Consider the following 20362-nt stretch of genomic DNA (forward strand, 5'->3'; position numbering starts at 1 on the left):
GAAGCGATGCGCGAGCGTACGGCGCGGTGCGCGGGCGCGGGCCGCCGCCCCTGCGGGCTGTCACGGCCCCTCCGGGTCCACGACACCGCGGTCGGCCCAGAACGGCTCGACCCTGGCGCGGATCGTCTCGGCCCCGACGCGCTCGACCAGCGCCACCGCGTCGAGGTTGGCGAGCAGCTGCTCGAGACGGCTGGCGCCGAAGAGCGTGGTCGCCGTCGCGGGATGCGTGAGCGAGAAGGCGACGGCGAGCTGAGCCGGTGTCGCCTCCAACTCCTCGGCGAGCGCCACGAAGGCAGGCAGCTCTGCCACGATGCGCTCGCGGATCGCGCCGGGGTCGCGGCCGACCTCGCGGCCGGGTGTCGCGTTCCCGGCGAGGATGCCGCCCTCCATCACGTCGGAGGCCTGCATCGCGAGTCCCTGCGCCCAGAGCCGGGCGAACGGCTCGCCGTCCGGGATCGAGCGGCGCGCGACGCTGTACTTCAACTGGGCGAGCTGCGGGCCGGGAACTCCCTCGGCGGCGGCGATGTCGATGAGCGCCTGGATGTTCGCGGCCGACCAGTTGTTGACGCCCCACGCGCGGATCAGCCCCGACTCCGCAAGCCCGGCGAGGTCGACGACGAGGTCGCGCAGGTCGAGGTCGTCGCGTCGCAGGTCACCCAGGATGACGAGGTCGGCGTAGTCGCTGCCGACCCGGAACAGCGCGTGCTCGAGCTGCGGTCGGAAGCCTCCGTCGCCGTAGCCCTCCAGCCAGAGCTTCTCGGAGAGCAGGTAGCGCTCGCGCGGGAGGCCGGCGGCGCGGACGATCGCCGAGAACAGCACGTCGGTGAACACCGGCGGCTGCATCCCCCTGAAGCCGTAGACGCCGACGTCGAAGAGGTTCACCCCGTGCTCGACGGCCGTGGAGACGAGCTCGACCGCGTCGGTGAAGTCCATCCGGTCGTAGGTGTGCCACGAGCCGAGCGACAGGACGCCGGCTTCCAGGCCGGAGGCGCCGATCGGGCGGGTGGGGATGCGTTCTGTCATGTTCGGTGCTCCTCGTCGCTGGGGGATTCTGTCGAGCGCAGGGCGGGCGCGGTCTCAGCCGAGCCGCGGGTCGATGACGGCCTTGATCTCGCCGAGGGAGGCCATCGTCGCGATCTTCTCCGACGCCTCGGTCAGCCCGACCGGCGCGCTGAAGAGCTCGTCCCACGGCATCCGGTCGGCGAACGCGCGGAAGAACTCGATCGCCCGGTAGTAGTCGGCGATGTCGCCGTTGAGCGAGCCGACCACCGTCAGCTCCTTGCCCATGATCGTGCTGAGGGCGATCGGGTCGCCGGCGGGGCCGGTGGAGCCGACGATCGCGAACGTTCCGCGCTGGGCGGCCATGGCGAGCGCCTCCGGACCGACGCTCGGCGCCCCGGCGACATCGAGCACGAGGTCGGCACCCTGGCCGTCGGTGAGTTCGAGCACCCGTTGCACGGTGGCGTCGGAGCCGCCGGCGATGTCCACCACCGCGTCGGCGCCGAAACGCCGAGCCGTCGCCAGCCGGTCGGCGGGAGCCCCGACCGTGATGACGGTCGCGGCGCCGGACAGGTGCGCGACCGCCGTCGCGAAGATCCCGAGGGCTCCGGAGCCCTGGATGACGACACGCGAACCTGGGCGCACGCCTCCCGCCCGCTGGAACGCGCGCAGCACGGTCTTGGCGGCGCAGCCGGCCATGGACGCCCAGGTATCCTTCACCTCGTCCGGCAGCAGCAGCTTGGCGGCGCCCGGAGTCACGTAGGCGAAGTCGGCGAGCCCGGCGGTCGCGTACGGCGGCACGTCGGAGCGCTGCAGGAATCCGTAGCCGCGCCGCGAGCAGTGCACCGGCTCGCGCAGCACGGTGCAGCCGAAGCACTCGCCGCAGGTCGACTCCGACCAGCCGATCCGGTCTCCCGGCTTCAGCGCCCGGCCCAGGGTGTCGTGCGCGCCGTCGCCGACCGCGACCACCTCGCCGACCATCTCGTGGCCCAGCACCATCGGCAGCATCCCGGGGAAGGTCATCTTCCCCGACCAGATCTCGATGTCGGTGCCGCACAGCGTGGTGCAGCCGATCCGGACGAGCGCCGCGCCGGGCTCGATCGTGGCGGCCAGCGGGAGGTCCTGCAGGGTGAGCGGCTCGCCGTGCGCTGTGAGGACGGCGGCGCGAGTGGTACTGGGAATCGTCATCGAAAGCTCCAGAGGATCGGACGCGGATTCGGCGTCGGTGTGGGTTATTCTACATACGTTGACCAAAATAGCCAGGTCGGCACCAGCCAGGTCGGCACCAGCCGGGTCGGCTGCGAGGTCGACGTGAAGGAGGAGCCCGTGCACGCCACCCCGACCGGCAGAGGCGCGAGCGGCGCAGGCGCGAGCGGCGCAGGCACGAGCGGCGCAGGCACGAGCGGCGCAGGCACGAGCGGCGCAGGCACGAGCGGCGCAGGCACGAGCGGCGCAGGCGCGAGCGAGAGCGGCGCAGGCGCGAGCGGCGCAGGCACGAGCGGCGCAGGCACGAGCGGCGCAGGCACGAGCGGCGCAGGCACGAGCGGCGCAGGCACGAGCGGCGCAGGCGCGAGCGGGGCGCCTCAGACAGTCGCGACCGGGATCAGCGCGACCGGGATCAGCGCGACCAGGGCCGGCGCCGGCGCCCCCGCCCCCGCCGACCTGGTGCTGCGCGGCGGGGTCGTCCACACGCTCGACACCGCAGAGACCACGGGTGAGGCCGTGGCGATCCGCGGGGGCCGCATCCTGCGGGTCGGCACCACCGCCGAGGTGGAGGCGACCATCGGCCACGGCACGCGCGTGATCGACCTGGACGGTCGCGCCGTGCTGCCGGGCATCAACGACTCGCACCTGCACGCCACATGGCTCGGGGCGATGTGGCCGCGAACCGTGTTCGGCGGCGACGACGCCGGTGGCGGTGCGGTCGGCGGCGACGCGCCGAGTGCCGGGTACGCGGGCGACACGAGCGCGGAGTCGGCGCTGGGCTCCGACCCGCACGACACCTCCGACTCCGCTCCCCTGCTGCGCACGCACGAGGAGCGCCGCGCGGCGATCCTCCGCGCCGGACGCCTGATCGCCTCCCTCGGCATCACCAGCTACACCGAGCCGGGCCTCGGCCCGGGAGAGGACGGCGGTGCGACCGGCTGCTTCGGCCAGGACGTCACCGACGCCTACGTCGAGCTGGACGCCGAGGGCGCCCTGACGGCGCGCGTCACCGTGCTCGCACTGTTCGGCGTGCTCGACGGCCCCAGTTCGCTGAGCGCCGTGCTCGAGGGCCTCGGCGCGCTGCGCCGTGCGACCGTGCGCCCGGAGCGGCTGCAGGTCGCCGGCGTCAAAGTCTTCGCCGACGGTATCCCGCCGATGCTCCAGGCCTGGACCCGGCACCGCTACCCGGACGGCAGCCAGGGCGGCCTGCTCGTGGAGGGCGGGAGCACCGACGAGCGCGCAGGGAACCTGCGCGCGATGATCCTCGAGGCGAACCGGCTCGGCCTCCAGATCGGAGTCCACGCGACGGGCGACCGCACGATCGAGGCCGTGGTGGATGCCGTCGCGGAGGCCCGCGATCAGGTCCCGACCGAGCTGCGCCACTACGTGATCCACGGCGACCTCGTCACGCCTGCCGTGCTCGCGCGCATGGCCGGCCTCGGCATGGGCCTGAACGTGCAGTCCGGAATCGCCGTGCGCACGGCACCGTGGCTGGCCGGCGTCCTCGGCGACGATGTGGCCGCCTCCGCGTGGCCGATCGCGGCAGCACAGGCGGCCGGCGTGCCGGTCTCGCTGAGCTCGGACGCGCCCATCCTCCCCCCTGACTGGCGACAGGGCATCGCGGACGCGGACGCCTGGATGGGCGCTCCCGCGCCCGGCGACGAGCGCGCCCGGATGCGCGCCCTCCTGCACGCGTACACGACCGTGCCCGCCCGCCAGGACGGTGCGGAATCTTGGAAGGGCTCGCTGGAACCGAGCAAGGTCGCCGACCTGCTCGTCCTCGGCGCCGACCCGCTGCGGCTCGCGCCGGCGGAGCTGCCCGCCGTCCCGGTCGACCTCACGGTCGTCGACGGCGCGATCGTCTACGACCGCGCCGGCGCCTGAGGACGGCCGCCCGCCCCGCCCCACCCCCGAGGGGCAATCGAAGGGCACGTTGTTGTCCCCTTCGGACAACCAAAGGGACAACAACGTGCCCCTCGACCACCGGGCACACCACGCGCACGACTAGCAGCGGTCGAGACCCGCACCCGCCCGCACCCGCCCGCACAGGCCCGCAGCCAACCCAAGGGCACGTCGTTGTCACTTTCGAGCGCCGAAAGGGACAACAACGTGCCCCTCGGCCGTCGGCGGAGAACGAGCCGGGGTCGCGACGCGTCGCCATCGCGCCTGTGACGCGGCGTGGCGCGACCCCGGAGCCCAAGCGCGACCCCGGAAGCGTCGAGCGACCCGACGCACCATCCGGAGCGGGCGCGCCCGCGCCACCCCGCCCGCGTCGTCAGGCCAGCAGCTGCCCGCCGTCGACGGGGAGGCTCACGCCCGTGATGTGCTCCGCACCGGCGAGAAACACCACCGCGGGCGCCACGTCCTCCACCTCGGCCAGACGGCCGAGCGGGATGCGCGACGACCAGGCCGCGCGCTCCGGCGAGCCTTCCGGCATCCCGGCACGCAGCATCGGCGTGAGCACGGGTCCGGGGGCGACCGCGTTCACGCGGATTCCCGCACCGGCGAGTTCGATCGCGGCCCAGCGGGTGAGCGAGTCCACGGCGGCCTTGCTCGACTCGTACGCGCCCATCCCGGGGGTGGGCTGCCGTCCGCCGATCGAGGAGATGTTGACGATCGCACCGCGTGTCCCTGTGGCGGTCATGTGGCGCGCGACGGCCTGGGTGACGGTGAACGTACCGAGGATGTTGACGCGCACGATCGTCTCGTAGTCGGCGGCGGACAGCTCGGTGAGCGCGCCGTGCAGCGAGAGGATGCCCGCGTTGTTGACGAGGACGTCGATCGTCCCGTGGTCGGCGGCAACCTCCTCGACGGCTGCGGCGACCGCGGCCTCGTCGGTGATGTCGAGGGCGATGGCGGAGGCCCCGGGCCCGAGGCCGACGGCCGCCGCTGCGACGGCGTCCGCGTCCCGGTCGGCGAGGACCACACGGTCGCCCGCTGCGAGGAACGCCTCCGCGATACCGCGGCCGATGCCGCCGGCGCCGCCGGTGATGAGGATGGTGCGGGTGTCGGTCACGGTGGACCCTCTCTGCTCGGCCGGCGCCACCACTCCGGGACGCCTCGTTATATTATACGAGCGTAGAAAAACAGCACGCCGAACGCAAGGAGGCCTCGTGTCCGCTGGAACCGTCCCCGTCGTCCCCACCCGCACCCTCGGTCCGGGCGGTCCCGCCGTGCCCGTCTTCGCCCTGGGCTCCTGGAACACCTGGGACCGCATGAGTGCCGACGACGCCGTCGCCCTCATCCACCGCGCGCACGAGATCGGCGCCGCCTTCTTCGACGTCGCCCACTACGACATGGGCCCGCATGCGGAGGGGTCCCGTACCGACATACTCTTCGGCGAGGCGGTCCGGGAGGCCGGGCTCGACCGCGACGACTACGTGCTCTGCGGCAAGCTCTGGCTGTGGGAGTATCCGCAGAAGTCGTTCGCCGATCAGCTCACGACCTCCCTCGGCCGGGTCGGCGTCGAGCGGGCGGATCTGGTCGTCGTGGGCGACTACTTCGGCGAGGTGGACGTGCCGCGGATCGTCCGCGAGGTGCAGACGCAGATCGACGCCGCCCGTTTCACCGGCTGGGGCGTCAACAACTGGACCATCGACGCGGTGCACACCGCCCTGTCCGTCGCCGAGGCGGAAGGGCTCACCCCTCCCACGTTCGCCCAGCTCAAGTACGGCCTGGTGCGCCGGTCGATGGCGGAGGGCTCGCACTACGGAGAGCTGTTCCGCTCCGGGACGCTGGCGCTGCAGGCGTCCGACGTGTTCGAAGGCGGCATCCTGGCCGGCAAGCTCTCCCCCGCCCGCAAGATCGGTGCGGATGTCGGCGGCATCCGCGAGCGGATCGTTGACGCCTACCCGGAGGTCGAGCGGATCGCGGCAGGCTTCGACGCGACGCCGACGCAGCTCGGGCTGGCGTTCGCGCTCGCCCATCCGGCGACGGCGAACGTGCTGTTCGGCGTCAGCCGGCTGTCGCAGCTGGAGGACAACCTGGGGGCCATCGCGCTGCTCGACCGGGTCGGCGCCGACGCGATCCGCGAGGCGACGAGCGAGCTGTGGCTGGACCGCGACGTCGCCGCCGACGGAACCTGGGCACCGACCGCCCCGTAGCACGACGCGAGGTGCCCGAGGGGCACGTTGTTGTCACTTCGCAGCGCGAAAAGTGACAACGACGTGCCCCTCGAGCCTACGAGCGGGGCGATCGTGGGAGTTCCGCGCGGGAGGGGCTCAGGCGAGGAAGCGGATGGCCGCGTCGCGGAACTCGGCGGAGTCGAGGGCTCCCCGGTGATCGCCGGGCACGCGCACGAAGACGGCGTCGGGCAGGGTCGCGGCCACGGCCCCCAGCCCGGAGGTCATGACGTCGTCAGCGCCGGCAGCGACCAGCGTCGGCACCGCGGGGACGCCGGCGGCCGGGTCGAACGGCTGCGATCCGAGTCCCGCCATCAGGGCGAGCAGGGAGGCGGTGTCCCGTCCGGGCGCGCTCACCATCGCTGCCATCATCCCGACGAGCGGGTCGGCTGCCCCATCGGCGGCCAGGCCGGAGCCCGCGTCGGCTTCCCCGGCTGCGCGCGCGGCGGCGCGCCCGACCGCGGCGACGTCGACCGCGGCGAACGGCTCGAACGGGCTCAGGCCGCCCAGCACCAGGCGGCGCACGCGGCCGGTCGCGCCGGGAAGCTCCCAGGCGAGTCGCGCCCCGAGGGAGTAGCCGACGACGTCGACGCCGACACCCGCGTCGAGCTCTGCAAGCACCCCTGCGAGGGCGGCGACGACACCGGCCGTCGTGGCCGCATCGCCCGCCACGGCGCCCGAGCGGCCGTGCCCGGGAAGGTCTACCACCTCCACGCTACGGCCGGCTGCGACGAGGTCCTCCGGCCACCCCGTCGCGACGAAGTCCTCCTCGCCGCTTGCTGCGAAGCCGTGCAGCAGCACGACGGGAGGGAGGGTGGAGGAGGGTGCGGGAAAGCTCTGGCGGGCCAGCGTGGTGGTGGGCATCGTCGTCCGTTCGTCGGCTGCGCAGCTCGCCCGCGCAGGTCGTCGGTGCGCGCTCCGCACCCGGTTTTTCTATGATAGTAGAAAATAAACTCCGAAATCGGTAGAGTCATCCCGATTTCACCGGACACCCGACAGAAAGAGCTGCGCAGTGACCACATCGACCGCCACCACCACGACGACCCCCGAGGCCATCGTCGACATCGCCATCGGCTTCATGGGGGCGAAGCAGCTGTTCGCCGCCAGCCGCATCGGCCTGTTCTCCGCCCTCGCCGACGCGCCCCTCGACGCCGCGGCGCTGGCGGCCGCGACCGGCGCCCCGCAGCGCCAGGTGCGCATCCTGGCCGACAGCATGGCCGCCCAGGGGCTGCTCACCCGGGAGGACGGGCACTACGCCCTCACGCCCGACGCTGCCGCCTACCTCACCGGCGACCGCGCCGAGCTCGACCTCGCGCCGTTCCTCGCCTTCCTCGGCGCCACCAGCTACCCGCAGTGGCTCGGCTACGACGCCACGGTCGACACCGACGCCCCCGGCGTGCTCGAGCTCGACGAGTCCGGCTGGGGCGCCTTCCTCGCCGGCGTGATGCGCTACAACGAGCTGCACGCCGCGATGCTCGCGCGGCACTTCGACTTCACGCCGTACCGCGACGCGCTCGACTTCGGCGGCCTCAGCCCCGCGTTCGCCGTCGAGGGGCTCAAGGCCAACCCCGAGCTGCGCGTGCGCTTCGTGTTCGACCCGCAGTCGGTCGAGCCGGTGCGGGAGGCCGTGCAGGCCGCGGGCTTCGGCGACCGCACGGCCGTGGAGGGCGCCGACACCGCCGACGCTCAGCCCGGCGGCTCGCACGACCTCGTGCTGGTCAACCACGTCATCCACCGCTTCGACGCCGCTCAGAACCGCGCGATCCTCCGCAACGCGCGCGCCGCGGCCGCCGAGGGCGCGACGCTCGTGCTGCTCGACTTCTTCCTCGACGACGACCCGCAGCAGCGCAAGATCGACGCGCTGCACGCCGGCGAGTACTACAACATCGACGGGACGGTCGTGTACCAGGAGTCGGTCGTGCGCGACTGGCTGGCCGACACCGACTGGCGCGCGGAGCGCACCGTCGCGCTGCCCGGCAGCCCGCGCATCCTGCTCGCGACGGCGGTCTGACCGCCGGTCGCACTCAGACGACGCCGGGGGTCGGACACGGGAAAACCGACCTCCGGCGTTGCGCGTTCGCCCGGGCCTGCGCGTCAGCCCGCTGTGATCCGCTCGAAGAACGCGTCCAGCTGCGCCGTCAACAGCGCCGGCGTCGACAGATCGGGAGCGATCAGGCTCATGATGTTCGCGCCCGCGTTGATGAGCACGATCTCGTCCACGAGCTGCTCGTCCGGCGTCTCCGTCACGATGTCGCCGTCCGCGCGGCCCTGCGCGAGGTACGACAGGAGCCCGGCCCGCCAGGCCACGAGGTGGTCGCGGTAGGCCTGGTGCAGCTCCTCGTTCGAGAGCGCGCGCTCCCAGAAGCTGAGGAGCACCCGGCCGGCCGTGATCGACTCCGCCGTGGTCGGGGCCGACGCGTAGACGATCGCGCGCAGCGCCGCCAGCCCGGTCTTGTCGCCGACCGCGGTCTCGACGCCGGAGCTCATCATGCCGAGGGCGCGCTCGTAGGTGCCCTGGATGATCTCGTCCTTGCCGGGGAAGTAGTGCTTCAGTGCGCCGTTCGCGAAGCCGGCCTCTGCGGCGATCTCGCGCATCGTCGCCGCCTCCAGGCCGCCCTTGACGATGAGTCCCCACGTGACGTCGATGATGTCCGATCGCCGCTGGTCGTGGTCGATCACCTTGGGCATCGTTCTCCCTTCGACCCCGGACCGTCCCGGGAATCTCCACAAGTGTAGGGGAAAGACCGGAGCGGTCGGGAGCAGCGCGGCCCAGCGGCCTCAGGCGCGGGAGTACACCTGCTCGCCCGCGAAGTAGGTCCGCTCGGCGCGCAGAGTGACCAGCTCGGTGACCGGCAGCGCGAACGGGTCGCGGTCGAGCACCACGAAGTCGGCGGACTTGCCCGGCTCGAGCGACCCGGTGATCTCCCCGAGGCCCATCGCCCGCGCTCCGTTGACGGTGAACACCTCGATCGCCTCGGGCAGGGTGATCGCCTGCTCCGGGCCGAGCACGCCCGACCGTTGCCCGAACGGGTCGGCGCGTGTGACCAGGCCCTGGATGCCCTCCCACGCGTTCGGCGTCTCGCTCACCGGCCAGTCGGAGCCGCCGGCGACGAGCGCACCGGAGTCGATCAGCGACCGGTTCGGCTGCAGGCCGTTCACCTCCGCCGCCGGGCGGACGGTCCCGAGCGCGTCCGCGATGACCCCGGGGAACCAGAGGAACGGCGAGATGTCGGCTGCGACGCCGAGCTGCGCGAACCGCGGGAGGTCGTCCGGCGCGATGAACTGGCCGTGCGCGACCTGATAGCGCGGGGCCGCGTGGCCGTCGGCGCGCACGGCCTCCACGGCGTCCAGCACCATCCGCACCGCTGCGTCGCCTGTGCAGTGGATCTTCGCCGAGATGCCCTGCGCGGCCGTCTTCCGCAGCCAGCCGAGCAGTTCGTCCGCCGGCATCGTCGTGGAGCCATGGAAGTGGTCGCCGAATCCGTCGGCCGGGAGGTAGGGCGTGAGGAACGCTCCCGAGTGCGCCGGCGGTGTGCCGTCCAGGAAGATCTTGACGAAGTCCGGGCGGTGGTGGAGGCTCGTCAGCTCGGCGCGGTGGGCGATCAGCTCGTCCCCGAGCTCCGCGTAGCCGAAGATCTGGTCGTTGACGGTCATCGAGGAGACGACCCACGCCTGCAGTTCGCCGCGCGCGTCCAGGGCCGCGAGGGCGCGCATCTGGTCGAGGGAGATCGCGGCGTCCTGGAACGCGGTGATCCCGTACGAGTGCAGGATCTCGATCGCGCGCGCGGAGGCGCGCTGCTGCTGATCGACGGTCAGCGCGACGGCGGGAGCTGCGACCTTCTCGACCAGGAGGCCCGCGGCCTCCAGGAGCACTCCGCTCGGCTCGCCCGTCTCCGGATCGCGCACGATCACACCGTGGTCGGGGTCGGCTGTGGAGGCGTCGATTCCGGCAAGCGCGAGCGCCCGGCTCGACGCCCAGCGGTTGTGGTGGCTGTCGTCGGTGAGCAGCACAGGGCGGCCGCCCGCCGCGTCGTCCAGCGCGCGCCGCGCCGCGCTGTGCGCCAGCTGGTCGAGCAGGCCGGTGCCCCAGCTGGTGCCGACGATCCACTCGTCGGGGCCGCGGGTGACGGCGTACGCGCGCACGGCCTCCAGGATCCCGTCGAAGGACGCGGAGTTCGGGAACGTGAGCTCGAACAGCTCGGCCCGACCGGCGTGGGCGTGGTGGTTGTGCACGTCGACGAGGCCCGGCATCGCGAACGCGTCGCCGAGGTCGAGCGTGCGCGTGTCCGGACCGCGGTGCGCCCCCACCGCCTCCGCGCTGCCGACCGTCAGGATGCGGCCGTCGCGCACCGCCATCGCCTCGGCGTACGGGTGCGCGCGGTCGACCGCGTACAGGCGGCCGGTCACGATGAGGTCGGCGAGGAGGCCGGCCGAGAGGGTGCCGCCCATCCTCAGGCGCCCGCGGGGTCGTACGCCGCCGGGTGCACGGTGTTCGACAGCAGCCGGCCGTGGGCGCCGAACGTGAAGTGCGTCGGCACCTCCCCCGACTCGTCCAGCCCGAAGAGCACGCCGTGCGAGCGGATGTTGCGCTGGTCGCGGTGGTCGGCGATGGTGACGGAGGCGCACGGGATGACCTTCTCGCGCCAGGCGAACACGTAGATGCCCGGCCGGATCTGCCACACCGAGTTCTCGTCGGTGTCGGCCAATCCCTTCTCCGGTCCGGCCAGGCACTGCCAGGTGTACCAGTCCGGGCTCAGGTAGACGTGCTCGTAGGCGTGCTCGGCGCTGTACACCCACAGCACGCGCCGGCCGATCAGGGAGGTGGTAGGCGCGGGCTCGGGACCGGTGGCCTCCACTCCCTCGAGGCGCGACGGCACGAACAGCTGCTTCACGGCGGTGTTGCCGGGGAAGTCGCCGCCGATCGCCTGGATGACCGACAGTGCGCGGCCGTTCGTCAGGTCGATGACCAGCGAGACGGCCTCGTTCGGATCGTACTCGTGGTGGAACTGCGCGAAGTACAGGCCGTCGTCGACCCGGAACGCCTCGTAGTCGTCCGCCCCCGTCGTCGGCGGGATCGGATCGCCCTCCCCCGGCCCGTACTCCCACTCCACGCGGGCCTCGCCGAAACGGTGCACGATGCGCGTGCCGCGGTCGTCGACGAGCGTGACGGTGCGGCCGGCGAGATCCGCGGTCAGCGGCGCCTTGTTGGCGTCGAAGCCGGGCGCCAGGCCGTCGAGCGGCAGCCAGGTGGAGGTGTCGGAGAGCGTGACGGACATGGTGCTCCTTCGTCGGTCGGCGGGTCAGTCGGGGGGCGGTCTGTGGGTGGGCTGGCGGCGGTCAGTGCCCGCAGGTGCAGGAAGCGCCGCCTCCGCAGCTGGACGCACCCGCGGACCCGGAAGCGCCGTCGGGCAGGTCGAGCGCCGGGTTGCGGTCGAGGAAGCCGTACGGCTTGAACGCGAATCCCGAGTAGTCGACGGGCATGACCGGCCAGTCTTCCGGCCGCGGGATGTGCGTCGGGCCGAACACGTGCCACAGCACGATGTTCTCGTCGACCAGCGAACGGTCGGCCGCGGTCCACGCCGGTAGGCCGGCGCCGCCCGCGTGGGCGTTCGGGTAGTCCCCCGCCGGGAAGCGCTCCGTCGGGTCGAACCGCGTCGCCCACAGGTGCTTGGTCGCGAACGTCGCGCGCCCGAACACGGTGGAGTCCGGCTGCGCCATCAGCGTCGCGCCGGGCTGCGGGATGAGGTGGAACGCCGTCGGCTTGCCGACCGCGTTCGTGCGGTCGGAGCTGGTGACCTCCCAGACCCGGGAGGTCGCCGGGTTCGCCAGCCTGCCGACCTCCGACTCGCGCTCGATCGGGGTCGTCGTCCAGGTGAACGCGTTGCCGTACGGGTTGTCCGGTCCGGTCGGGATGCCGACGACGTCGACCTCGGAAAGCGAGTTGCGGTCGCCGTCGATCGCGACGTCCAGCCGCGCGCAGAACAGGTGCTGGTGCACCGGGGCGAAGAGTCCGGGTGCGATCTCGGTGGCGTGCGGGTCGCTGCTGCCGGGGATGCCGGCGCCGGCGAAGACGATGCCCGTCGCCTTGGCCTCCACCTGGATCGTGCCGTCGAGGTAGAAGTACCAGAAGAAGCCGTAGTCGTAGTTGCCGATCGTCGAGAAGTACGAGACGACCAGCCGCCGCGACCGGCGCACCTCCGCCTTGCCGGCGAGGTCGGTGTGCTTCCAGAGCACGCCGTAGTCCTCCTCGTGCATGCAGACGACCTGCGGGATGGTGACCGGGTTGCCGTGGTCGTCGGCCACGACGCCGTCGAAGTAGTGGATGACGCCGAGGCAGTCGCAGCCGAGCGCGAGCGTGTTGGCGTTCTTGCCGAGCAGGTACTCGCCCGCGTCGAAGTAGCTGATCCAGAACCGGGTCGCGGTGGTGTCGCCGTAGGGCACGACCATCTCGGGCACCGATGCGCGGTAGAGCACGGAACGGTCCTCGTCGCCGTCGCGGAAGGTCACCTGGTTGAGCACCAGTCCCTCGCGCGCGTTGAAGCCGACCCGGAACTTCCAGTTCTCCCACTCGACCGCCTGACCGTCGACGTGGAAGCTCGGCCCCTCCGGCTGGGTGATCTCGATGGGCTTGAGGGAGGTGCGGGCCGGGCCGATCGTGGCGGCGTCGTAGTTGCCGTCGAGGTCGGGCACCGGGACGTCGCCGTCGTCCTCGACGCGGATCACCTCGCCGCGCGTCAAGTCGATGTGGACGATGAGCCCCTCGACCGGGTGCGACCACGGCGAGTCGTCCTCGGTGCTGCGCAGGAAGGTGAGGCTGCGGATCGCCCGGCGGCCCACCTCGTCGGCGCGGTTGAAGTGGCCGGGCGCGAGCGGCGCGCAGAACGCGAGGTCGATGCGATCCTCGAGGCCGCGACGGCGCATCGCGGCCTGCCACTCTGGCGACGCCTTCGCGATCTCCTCGGCGCGGGCGTACTCCTCGAACAGGTACTGCGGCTGCCCGTAGGGCGCCTCCGCGGTGTTCAGCTCGCGGTGGTCGACGACCTCCCCGGCCGTGACCGACACGACCGCCTCCGCCGAGCGGCCGGTCGCGGTGTCGAGGAGCACGAACAGGAGACGGCGCTCGATCGGGTCGCCCTCCCGGAAGCCGGCCACGACCTCTCGCTCGGGCTCGACCGGAAGCACGTTGGGGAAGCGCGTGGTCTCGGTGACGAGCCCGGCGGCCTCCAGGATCGCGCGGCCCGCGGCGATCTCCGCCGCGGTGAGGGCGTCGAGGGGGTGGCTGACGGCGACCGGGCTGGTGGTCGTCGACGTGTGAGCGTGGGCGACGGCGTCATGGGGGGACATGCGACCAGTATCCGACGCGCTGAGGGCCGTTTCGTCGGCTGGGGACCGACCGTACCGATCCAGTCAAGCGACGTGCGCCGCCGGCACACCCCGCCGCGGCGATTCGCCCCGAGAGCGCGCGCCGGGCGCACGGTGATTCGTCACGAATCCCGTGATTCGTGCCACGAATGTCGCGATTCGTCACGAATGTTCGCCGGGCCGGGCAGGTCGTGATTCGTGACGAATGTCGGGATTCGTGCCACGAATGTTGCGATTCGTCACGAATGTAGCGATTCGTGCCACGAATGTCGGGATTCGTCACGAATATTCGCAGGCCCGGTGGACGGCGATTCGTGACGAAAGCGCGCGGGCTCGGTGAACGGCGATTCGTGACGAGAGCGCGCGGGCTCAGTGGACGGCGATTCGTGACGAAAGCGCGCGGGCTCGGCGGACCGCGATTCGTGACGAATGTCGCGATTCGTGCCACGAATGTCGGGATTCGTGACGAATGTGCGCGGGCTCGGCGGACCGCGATTCGTGACGAATGTCGGGATTCGTGGCACGAATGTCGGGATTCGTGACGAATGTGTGCGGGGCGGTGGACGCAGGGCGCGCGCGGCGGGGCGGCGCAGGCAGGAGGCGCGCTCAGCCGAGGGCGGCGGCGCGCGCCTCCGACGGGGACTCGCCGTAGGTCGCCTTGAAGACGCGGCTGAAGTGGGCGGCGTCGACGAAGCCCCAGCGGGTCGCGACCGACGCCACCGAACGGGAGGCCGACAGCGGGTCCATCAGCTCGCGGCGGCAGCGCTCCAGGCGGCGGGACCGGATCCACGCGGAGACGGTGGTGCCCTGTTCCTGGAACAGTCCCTGCAGGTGGCGGGTGGAGATGTAGTGCTCGGCGGCGATCCGGGTCGGGCCGAGGTCCACCGACGACAGGTTGACCTCGATGTACTCCCGGATGCGCTGCATCAGCGCGTGATGCGGGTCGGCGAGCTCGGCGACCGTGCCGAGCTGGTCGGCGAACAGCGTCGTCGTCAGGTCGAGTGCGCTGTGCGCCAATCGGGCGCCGGTGGCGCCGGAGAGCTGGTCGAGGTTCGCGACGAGCTGCCCCAGGAACGGCACGACGATGCCGCCGACCCCTGTGCTCCCGTCGAACCGCACCGCGGTCAGCTGTGACACCAGCTCGGGAGGCAGCGCGATCAGGTGCTTCGGGAACATGACGACCATGGTGCGGAAGTCGTCCTCGAACACGAGCGTGTACGGGCGGTGGGTGTCGTAGACGGCGAGGTCGCCGGGCCGCAGCACGGCCTCCCGCCCCTCCTGGATGAGGATGCCGGTGCCCGAAAGCATGAGGCTGAGCTTGAAGTAGTTGCGGTCGGCGCGCGCGATGAGCTCGGGCGTGCGCTCCACGACGTGCTGCGAGGCGCTGACCTCCGACACGTGGATCTCGTCGGCCTCGGCCGAGCGGATGCGTCCGAAGAACGGTTCCGGTCGGTCGCTGGTCACCTGCAGGGGCACGAACGACTCGGACACGGCCGTGCGGAAGGCGCTGAAGTCCAGCACGGGGGCGGACTCGGTTGGCCGGAGAAGCTCGGGAAGCACGATCGACCTCAATCTGGACCGGGGACGACTTTGTATACGATCCGTGATGAGGATGATATCACCCGCGGTGCTACGACGGGGAGGCGACCGGTCGTTCGGTGGTCCTGGCGCCGGGCGGCAGCGGCCAGCGTCCGCGCTGCGAGACCCAGATGACCGCGCAGCCGAGTCCACCGATGATCGCCGCGATCAGCAGGATGTAGAACGCGACCGAGACATAGCCCTCCGGCGAATTGGCCGGGTCCAGGAACGGATACGGGTACCACGTGTCCTTCCCCGCCACGTGGTTGTAGGCGAGCGGGCCGCGCACCATCGAGTAGATCGCCCACGCGATCGGGAACGACACGACCCACCAGAGTGCCGTCCACTTCAGGCGGATGCGCCCAGGCGCGAACAGCCAGTCGACGACGATGAGCAGCGGTCCGACCACGTGGAGGATCTCGTTCGACCACGGGACGGTCGCACCCTCGGCGACGTTCACACCCCGCAAGAGCATGTTGTAGACGATCCCGGTCACCGCCATGTAAGCCGTGACGCATCCGCGGAACACACCGAACCACTGCGGGTCCTCCCGCTTGCTCACGAGCACGACCGCACCGACCAGGAAGACGACCGCGGCGGCGACGTTGGAGTCGATCGTGAAGTAGCTGAAGAAGTTGACGAACAGGGTCTCCGGATGCGGGAACCCTCCGCCCGTCCAGACGGCGTAGCTCTGCGCGAGCTGAGCAACGATGGCTGCGGTGATAGCGACCGCCCCGACGAGACGAAGGACGACGAAGACGAGGCGCATAGCTCGAATGCTATCGATCGATCGGCCGCGCCGACTCGCACGCCGCGAAGCGACGCGCGGGGCTGGACGACGAGATGCCGACCTCACCGTCCGTGCACCCTCCGTCATCCCCCCTGCGCCTACGGACAACCTCCCCGCGCCCGGCCGGGCGAGACTGAACGGACCACCATCCCCATCGGAGGAGACCCATCATGACCGATGTCCGTGACCTGCTTGACCGTGTCAGCGCGCCGGAGGGCGAGGGCCGCGCCATCCACGATCCGGCCACCGGCGCGGTCATCGGCAACGCGCCGGAGGCGACCGTCGAGGAGCTCGACGCGGCGATCGCGCGGGCGCGGGCAGCCCAACCCGCGTGGGAGGCCCTCGGCCACGAGGCACGGTCGGCCGCGCTGAACGCGGCCGCCGACGCCGTCGACGCGCGTGCGGAAGAGCTCGCGCGGCTGCTGTCCCGCGAGCAGGGCAAGCCGCTGAACGGCCCGAACGCGCGTTTCGAGATCGGCGCCTGCTCGGCCTGGCTGCGCACCAACGCCGCGCTGCAGCTGGAGCCGGAGGTGCTCGTCGACGACGGCGAGACGCACGCCGAGCTGCACTACCGCGCCGCCGGCGTCGTCGGGGCGATCGGCCCGTGGAACTGGCCGCTCATGATCGCCGTCTGGCAGCTCGCACCTGCGCTGCGGATGGGCAACACCGTCGTTCTCAAGCCGTCCGAGTACACGCCGCTGAGCGTGCTCGCCCTCGTCGACGTGCTGAACGAGGCGCTGTCCGCCGACGTGCTCATCGCCGTCTCCGGCGGGCGCGAGGTCGGCGCCAGGCTGGCCTCCCACCCCGACATCGACAAGGTGATGTTCACCGGCTCCACCGCGACCGGCAAGAAGATCATCGAGAGCTCGGCGGGCAACCTCGCCCGGCTCACCCTGGAGCTCGGTGGCAACGACGCCGGCATCATCCTGCCCGGCACGGACGCGAAGGCGATCGCCCAGGACCTGTTCTGGGGCGCCTTCATCAACACCGGGCAGACCTGCGCAGCGCTCAAGCGCCTGTACGTGCACGACTCGGTGTACGACGAGGTCGTGGAGGCGCTGGCGGAGGTCGCGCGCGTCACCCCGATGGGCAACGGCCTCGACGAGGAGAACGTGCTCGGTCCGCTGCAGAACAAGCAGCAGTTCGACATCGTGAACCGGCTGGTGGAGGACGCCAAAGCCCACGGCGGCCGCATCGTCACCGGAGGCTCCCCCGCCACCGAGCTCGGCGAGCTGTTCTACCCGATCACCCTCGTCGCCGACGTGTCCGACGGAGTCGCCCTCGTCGACGAGGAGCAGTTCGGACCCGCGCTGCCGATCATCCGGTACACCGAGGTGGAGGACGCGATCGCCAGCGCCAACCGCCTCGATGTCGGTCTGGGCGGCTCGGTCTGGGGACCGGACCGCGACGCGGCCCTTGCGGTCGCCAACCGGATGCAGTCCGGAACCGTGTGGATCAACTCGCACGGCGGCGTGCACCCGATGATCCCGTTCGGCGGCGTCAAGGGCTCCGGCTACGGCGTCGAGTTCGGTGTCGAGGGCCTCAAGGCGGTCTCGGTGCACCGCGTCATCAACGGCTGAGGCCGGGGTGCGCGCGCAGCGATCGGCGGCCGGCGGGCTGGGCGGGGCCGCCGACTCCGCCGACGCAGTGCGTTCAGCAGGCACAGTCGACCCCGCCGACACCATCGACCCCGCCGAGGCCGTCGCCCGTCGGGCGCTCAGCGACTTCGGCATCGCCGGGGAGGCCGACCTCCGCTTCGTCAACCGCCGCGAGAACGTCGTCTTCCGTGTCACCGCCGACACCGGCGAGTGGGCGCTCAAGGTGCATCGGCCCGGATACCACACCGACGGCGAGATCGAATCGGAGGCGGCCTTCCTCCAGACGCTGGCCGGCGCAGGGGTGGGAGTCGCACAGCCGCTCCGGCGCCACGACGGCTCGCACGTCGCGCACGTGACCGACGCGCACGGCGCCACCGTGCAGGTGTCGGTGCAGGAGTGGCTGCCCTCCGCGACCCCGCTCGGCTCGTCGCCGGACACGTTCACGGGCCGGGGATGCCCTGCGGTCGCCGACCTCCGTGAGCTCGGCCGCACGATCGCGCTCCTCCACGACTGCGCCGAGCGTTCCGGCGCACCCGCCGGGTACGACCGGCACGCCTGGGACGCCGCCGGTCTCTGCGGCCCGCAGGCGCTCTGGGGAAGTGCCGCGCACCTCCCCGCGCTGTCGGCGGCGCAGCGGACGATACTGGCGGAGGCGGAGGAGGCCGTCGCCCGCGACCTCCACCGCCTCGACCGATCGCCCGCGAGCTACGGGCCGATCCACGCCGACCTCACCATGGAGAACGTGCTCGTCTCGGGCGGCCGTATCGCCGTCATCGACTTCGACGACTGCGGCGAGGGCTGGTACCTCTTCGACCTGGCGACGGCCTGCTTCTTCCTCACCGGGCACCCGCGCGGCGACCGGCTCGTGACTGCGGTGCTCGACGGCTACCGTGCGCAGCGCCCGCTGACCCGGCGCGATGTGGAGGCCTGGCAGCCGTTGCTGCTCGCCCGCGCACTGTCGTATCTCGCCTGGTCGGTCGACCGTCCCGACGAGGAGGCCACCCGGTTCCACCTCGAGCACCTGCTCCCCCACATCCTCCCCGCCGCCTCGCGCTACGTCGCGACCGGCCGCACCGGCTGGCCCGAGCTCGTCGCCGGCTGACGACCTCCACGAACCCCGACCCACTTGGAAGCTGCCTCATGACCGACCTCCTGACCCGCCGATTCGACACCCTCGGCCCCTACAGCCCGCTGTTCTACGACCGGCCGATCGAGTTCGTGCGCGCCGAGGGCGTGTGGCTGACCGACGTGAACGGCGACCGGTACCTCGACGGCTACAACAACGTGCCGCACGTGGGCCACGCGCACCCGCGGGTGGTCGCGGCGATCGCCGACCAGGCCGCGACGCTCAACATCCACACCCGGTACCTGAACGACCGCGTCGTCGACTACGCCGAGCGGCTGCTGGCGACCTTCGACGACACCATCGACCGCATCGTCTTCACGAACAGCGGATCGGAGTCCAACGATCTGGCGTTCCGGATCGCGACGCAGCATTCCGGGGCCTCCGGCATCCTGATCTCGGACTTCAGCTACCACGGCCACACCCAAGCGCTCGCGCGTGTGACGACCGGCCTCCGCGCGCACGAGGGCCTCGGCGCGCACGTGCGCACGCTGCGCATCCCCGACCTCGACGGGCCGGACCGCGGGCGCGCGGAGGACGCCGTGCTGACGGCTGCGCTGACGGAGGTCGACGAGGCGATCGCCGCGCTGCAGGCGGACGGGCACGGCGTCGCGGCCGTGCTGTTCGACTCCCTGTTCTCGACCGAGGGCCTCAACCGGGTGCCGTCCGGCTACGTGAGCGGACTCGCCGAGCGTGTGCGCAGGGCAGGCGGGCTGGTCGTCGCCGACGAGGTGCAGTCCGGCTTCGGGCGCACCGGCCGCAGTTTCTGGGGCCACCGCAACCACGGCATCGTGCCCGACCTCGTGACGATGGGCAAGCCGATGGGCAACGGACACCCGCTCGGCGGCGTCGCCCTCCCGGCCGCGCTGCTGGACGAGTTCGGCCCGCGGAACATGTACTTCAACACCTTCGGCGGCAACCCGGTCTCCGCGGCGGCCGGGCTGGCGGTGCTCGACGTGCTCCGCGACGAACAGCTGGTCGAGCGCGCGCAGGAGAGCGGTGCCGTCATCCGGGAGGCCCTGGCCGCGCTCGCATCCTCGCATCCGTGGATCGGCGCACCCAAGGGCGCCGGCCTGTTCTTCGGCGTAGAGGTCTACGACCGCCCGGCCGAAGCGGCCGACGCACAGCCCGACCCGGCCCGCACCAAGGCGGTCGTGGAGGCCATGCGCGACCGCCACGTGCTGATCAGCCGCATCGGCCGCCACGACAGCGTGCTCAAGATGCGCCCGCCGCTGGCGATCGCGGGGGCGGAAGTGGAGGTGCTGCTTGCGGCGTTCGGGGAGGCGCTGGCGGAGGTGGAGCGGCGGTAACGGCCGCCTCCGCCCCGCGCCGCCTCGCCGCAGTCCCCGCGCCCCGCGCCCCTTCGCCGCAAGCTCCGCGCCTCCGCGACGCCTCGCCGCGCTCCCGCCCCTCGCTCCCGCCCCCTCGCCCCCCTGGACAATCGAGGGGCACGCAAACGCCCCCAAAGCCACGCTTCGGGGCCGCTTGCGTTCCCTCGTCTCTCGAACCCCGGCGCCATCACGAGCAGAGGTACCGCCCATCCGATAGGGCCACGCAAACGCCCCCGGAACCACGTTCCGGGGGC

The 20362-nt window shown here is 72.0% G+C and carries 16 protein-coding genes; 6 read left to right on the top strand and 10 right to left on the bottom strand.

Features of this window, described 5'->3' with window-relative positions:
• Window positions 1-60: 60 nt before the first annotated feature.
• On the bottom strand, window positions 61-1023 hold the full coding sequence (locus tag JNB50_RS21175; protein WP_208042124.1) for an aldo/keto reductase: 963 nt from the start codon (window positions 1021-1023) through the stop codon (window positions 61-63).
• A gap of 54 nt (window positions 1024-1077) precedes the next feature.
• Entirely contained in the window at window positions 1078-2187 is a 1110-nt protein-coding gene (locus JNB50_RS21180) for a zinc-binding dehydrogenase (RefSeq protein WP_208042125.1), read from the bottom strand.
• Window positions 2188-2226: 39 nt separating this feature from the next.
• Between JNB50_RS21180 and JNB50_RS21190 the strand changes: the two genes are divergently transcribed.
• The gene (locus JNB50_RS21190) at window positions 2227-4089 is read left to right on the top strand and encodes an amidohydrolase family protein (protein ID WP_307794826.1); all 1863 of its coding nucleotides are present in this window, start codon (window positions 2227-2229) and stop codon (window positions 4087-4089) included.
• Window positions 4090-4480: 391 nt separating this feature from the next.
• On the opposite strand, the gene JNB50_RS21195 is transcribed toward JNB50_RS21190, so the two are convergent.
• Window positions 4481-5221 (bottom strand): SDR family oxidoreductase, encoded by a 741-nt coding sequence (locus tag JNB50_RS21195; protein WP_307794827.1) that lies wholly within the window; start codon window positions 5219-5221, stop codon window positions 4481-4483.
• A gap of 97 nt (window positions 5222-5318) precedes the next feature.
• Here JNB50_RS21195 and JNB50_RS21200 point away from each other — a divergent pair, with 97 nt between their 5' ends.
• Window positions 5319-6308: an aldo/keto reductase gene (locus tag JNB50_RS21200; protein ID WP_208042380.1), complete on the top strand. Its 990-nt coding sequence runs from the start codon at window positions 5319-5321 to the stop codon at window positions 6306-6308.
• A 117-nt stretch (window positions 6309-6425) separates the two neighbouring features.
• Here the strand turns inward: JNB50_RS21200 and JNB50_RS21205 are convergent, their stop codons facing one another.
• Window positions 6426-7190 carry an alpha/beta fold hydrolase gene (locus tag JNB50_RS21205; protein ID WP_208042127.1) on the bottom strand — a complete coding sequence of 255 codons (765 nt, stop codon included), beginning with the start codon at window positions 7188-7190 and terminating at the stop codon, window positions 6426-6428.
• A gap of 148 nt (window positions 7191-7338) precedes the next feature.
• Here JNB50_RS21205 and JNB50_RS21210 point away from each other — a divergent pair, with 148 nt between their 5' ends.
• Window positions 7339-8337, top strand: coding sequence for a methyltransferase dimerization domain-containing protein (locus JNB50_RS21210; RefSeq protein WP_307794828.1), 999 nt, complete (start codon window positions 7339-7341; stop codon window positions 8335-8337).
• 83 nt (window positions 8338-8420) lie between these two features.
• On the opposite strand, the gene JNB50_RS21215 is transcribed toward JNB50_RS21210, so the two are convergent.
• The 6 genes from JNB50_RS21215 to JNB50_RS21240 all read right to left on the bottom strand — a co-directional run bounded on the left by JNB50_RS21215 (window position 8421) and on the right by JNB50_RS21240 (window position 16035).
• Window positions 8421-9014, bottom strand: coding sequence for a TetR/AcrR family transcriptional regulator (locus JNB50_RS21215; protein ID WP_208042128.1), 594 nt, complete (start codon window positions 9012-9014; stop codon window positions 8421-8423).
• A 90-nt stretch (window positions 9015-9104) separates the two neighbouring features.
• Window positions 9105-10775 (bottom strand): amidohydrolase, encoded by a 1671-nt coding sequence (locus JNB50_RS21220; protein ID WP_208042129.1) that lies wholly within the window; start codon window positions 10773-10775, stop codon window positions 9105-9107.
• A gap of 2 nt (window positions 10776-10777) precedes the next feature.
• Window positions 10778-11602, bottom strand: coding sequence for a molybdenum cofactor biosynthesis F family protein (locus JNB50_RS21225; protein ID WP_208042130.1), 825 nt, complete (start codon window positions 11600-11602; stop codon window positions 10778-10780).
• A gap of 61 nt (window positions 11603-11663) precedes the next feature.
• On the bottom strand, window positions 11664-13670 hold the full coding sequence (locus JNB50_RS21230; protein ID WP_208042131.1) for a primary-amine oxidase: 2007 nt from the start codon (window positions 13668-13670) through the stop codon (window positions 11664-11666).
• Window positions 13671-14294: 624 nt separating this feature from the next.
• Window positions 14295-15248, bottom strand: a complete 954-nt coding sequence (locus tag JNB50_RS21235) for a helix-turn-helix domain-containing protein (RefSeq protein WP_307794829.1) — start codon at window positions 15246-15248, stop codon at window positions 14295-14297.
• A 70-nt stretch (window positions 15249-15318) separates the two neighbouring features.
• Window positions 15319-16035, bottom strand: a complete 717-nt coding sequence (locus JNB50_RS21240) for a Pr6Pr family membrane protein (RefSeq protein WP_208042132.1) — start codon at window positions 16033-16035, stop codon at window positions 15319-15321.
• A gap of 191 nt (window positions 16036-16226) precedes the next feature.
• On the opposite strand from JNB50_RS21240, the gene JNB50_RS21245 reads away from it, so the two are divergent.
• Genes JNB50_RS21245 through JNB50_RS21255 form a run of 3 tightly spaced genes read left to right on the top strand, consistent with a single transcriptional unit; the run spans window position 16227 to window position 20087 of the window.
• Complete coding sequence (locus tag JNB50_RS21245; RefSeq protein WP_208042133.1) at window positions 16227-17636, top strand: aldehyde dehydrogenase family protein; 1410 nt, start codon at window positions 16227-16229, stop codon at window positions 17634-17636.
• A gap of 7 nt (window positions 17637-17643) precedes the next feature.
• Window positions 17644-18756: a phosphotransferase enzyme family protein gene (locus JNB50_RS21250; RefSeq protein ID WP_208042134.1), complete on the top strand. Its 1113-nt coding sequence runs from the start codon at window positions 17644-17646 to the stop codon at window positions 18754-18756.
• Window positions 18757-18794: 38 nt separating this feature from the next.
• On the top strand, window positions 18795-20087 hold the full coding sequence (locus JNB50_RS21255) for an aspartate aminotransferase family protein (RefSeq protein WP_208042135.1): 1293 nt from the start codon (window positions 18795-18797) through the stop codon (window positions 20085-20087).
• Window positions 20088-20362: the final 275 nt, after the last annotated feature.

Source organism: Leifsonia sp. TF02-11, from assembly GCF_017565305.1.
In the GTDB taxonomy this organism is placed as follows: Bacteria; Actinomycetota; Actinomycetes; order Actinomycetales; family Microbacteriaceae; genus Leifsonia.

Bases quoted from the DNA above. Each gene is read 5' to 3' on its own strand.
- JNB50_RS21175 (WP_208042124.1), bottom strand. From the start codon at position 1,023: ATGACAGAACGCATCCCCACCCGCCCGATCGGCGCCTCCGGCCTGGAA.
- JNB50_RS21180 (WP_208042125.1), bottom strand. From the start codon at position 2,187: ATGACGATTCCCAGTACCACTCGCGCCGCCGTCCTCACAGCGCACGGC.
- JNB50_RS21205 (WP_208042127.1), bottom strand. From the start codon at position 7,190: ATGCCCACCACCACGCTGGCCCGCCAGAGCTTTCCCGCACCCTCCTCC.
- JNB50_RS21215 (WP_208042128.1), bottom strand. From the start codon at position 9,014: ATGCCCAAGGTGATCGACCACGACCAGCGGCGATCGGACATCATCGAC.
- JNB50_RS21220 (WP_208042129.1), bottom strand. From the start codon at position 10,775: ATGGGCGGCACCCTCTCGGCCGGCCTCCTCGCCGACCTCATCGTGACC.
- JNB50_RS21225 (WP_208042130.1), bottom strand. From the start codon at position 11,602: ATGTCCGTCACGCTCTCCGACACCTCCACCTGGCTGCCGCTCGACGGC.
- JNB50_RS21230 (WP_208042131.1), bottom strand. From the start codon at position 13,670: ATGTCCCCCCATGACGCCGTCGCCCACGCTCACACGTCGACGACCACC.
- JNB50_RS21240 (WP_208042132.1), bottom strand. From the start codon at position 16,035: ATGCGCCTCGTCTTCGTCGTCCTTCGTCTCGTCGGGGCGGTCGCTATC.
- JNB50_RS21245 (WP_208042133.1), top strand. From the start codon at position 16,227: ATGACCGATGTCCGTGACCTGCTTGACCGTGTCAGCGCGCCGGAGGGC.
- JNB50_RS21255 (WP_208042135.1), top strand. From the start codon at position 18,795: ATGACCGACCTCCTGACCCGCCGATTCGACACCCTCGGCCCCTACAGC.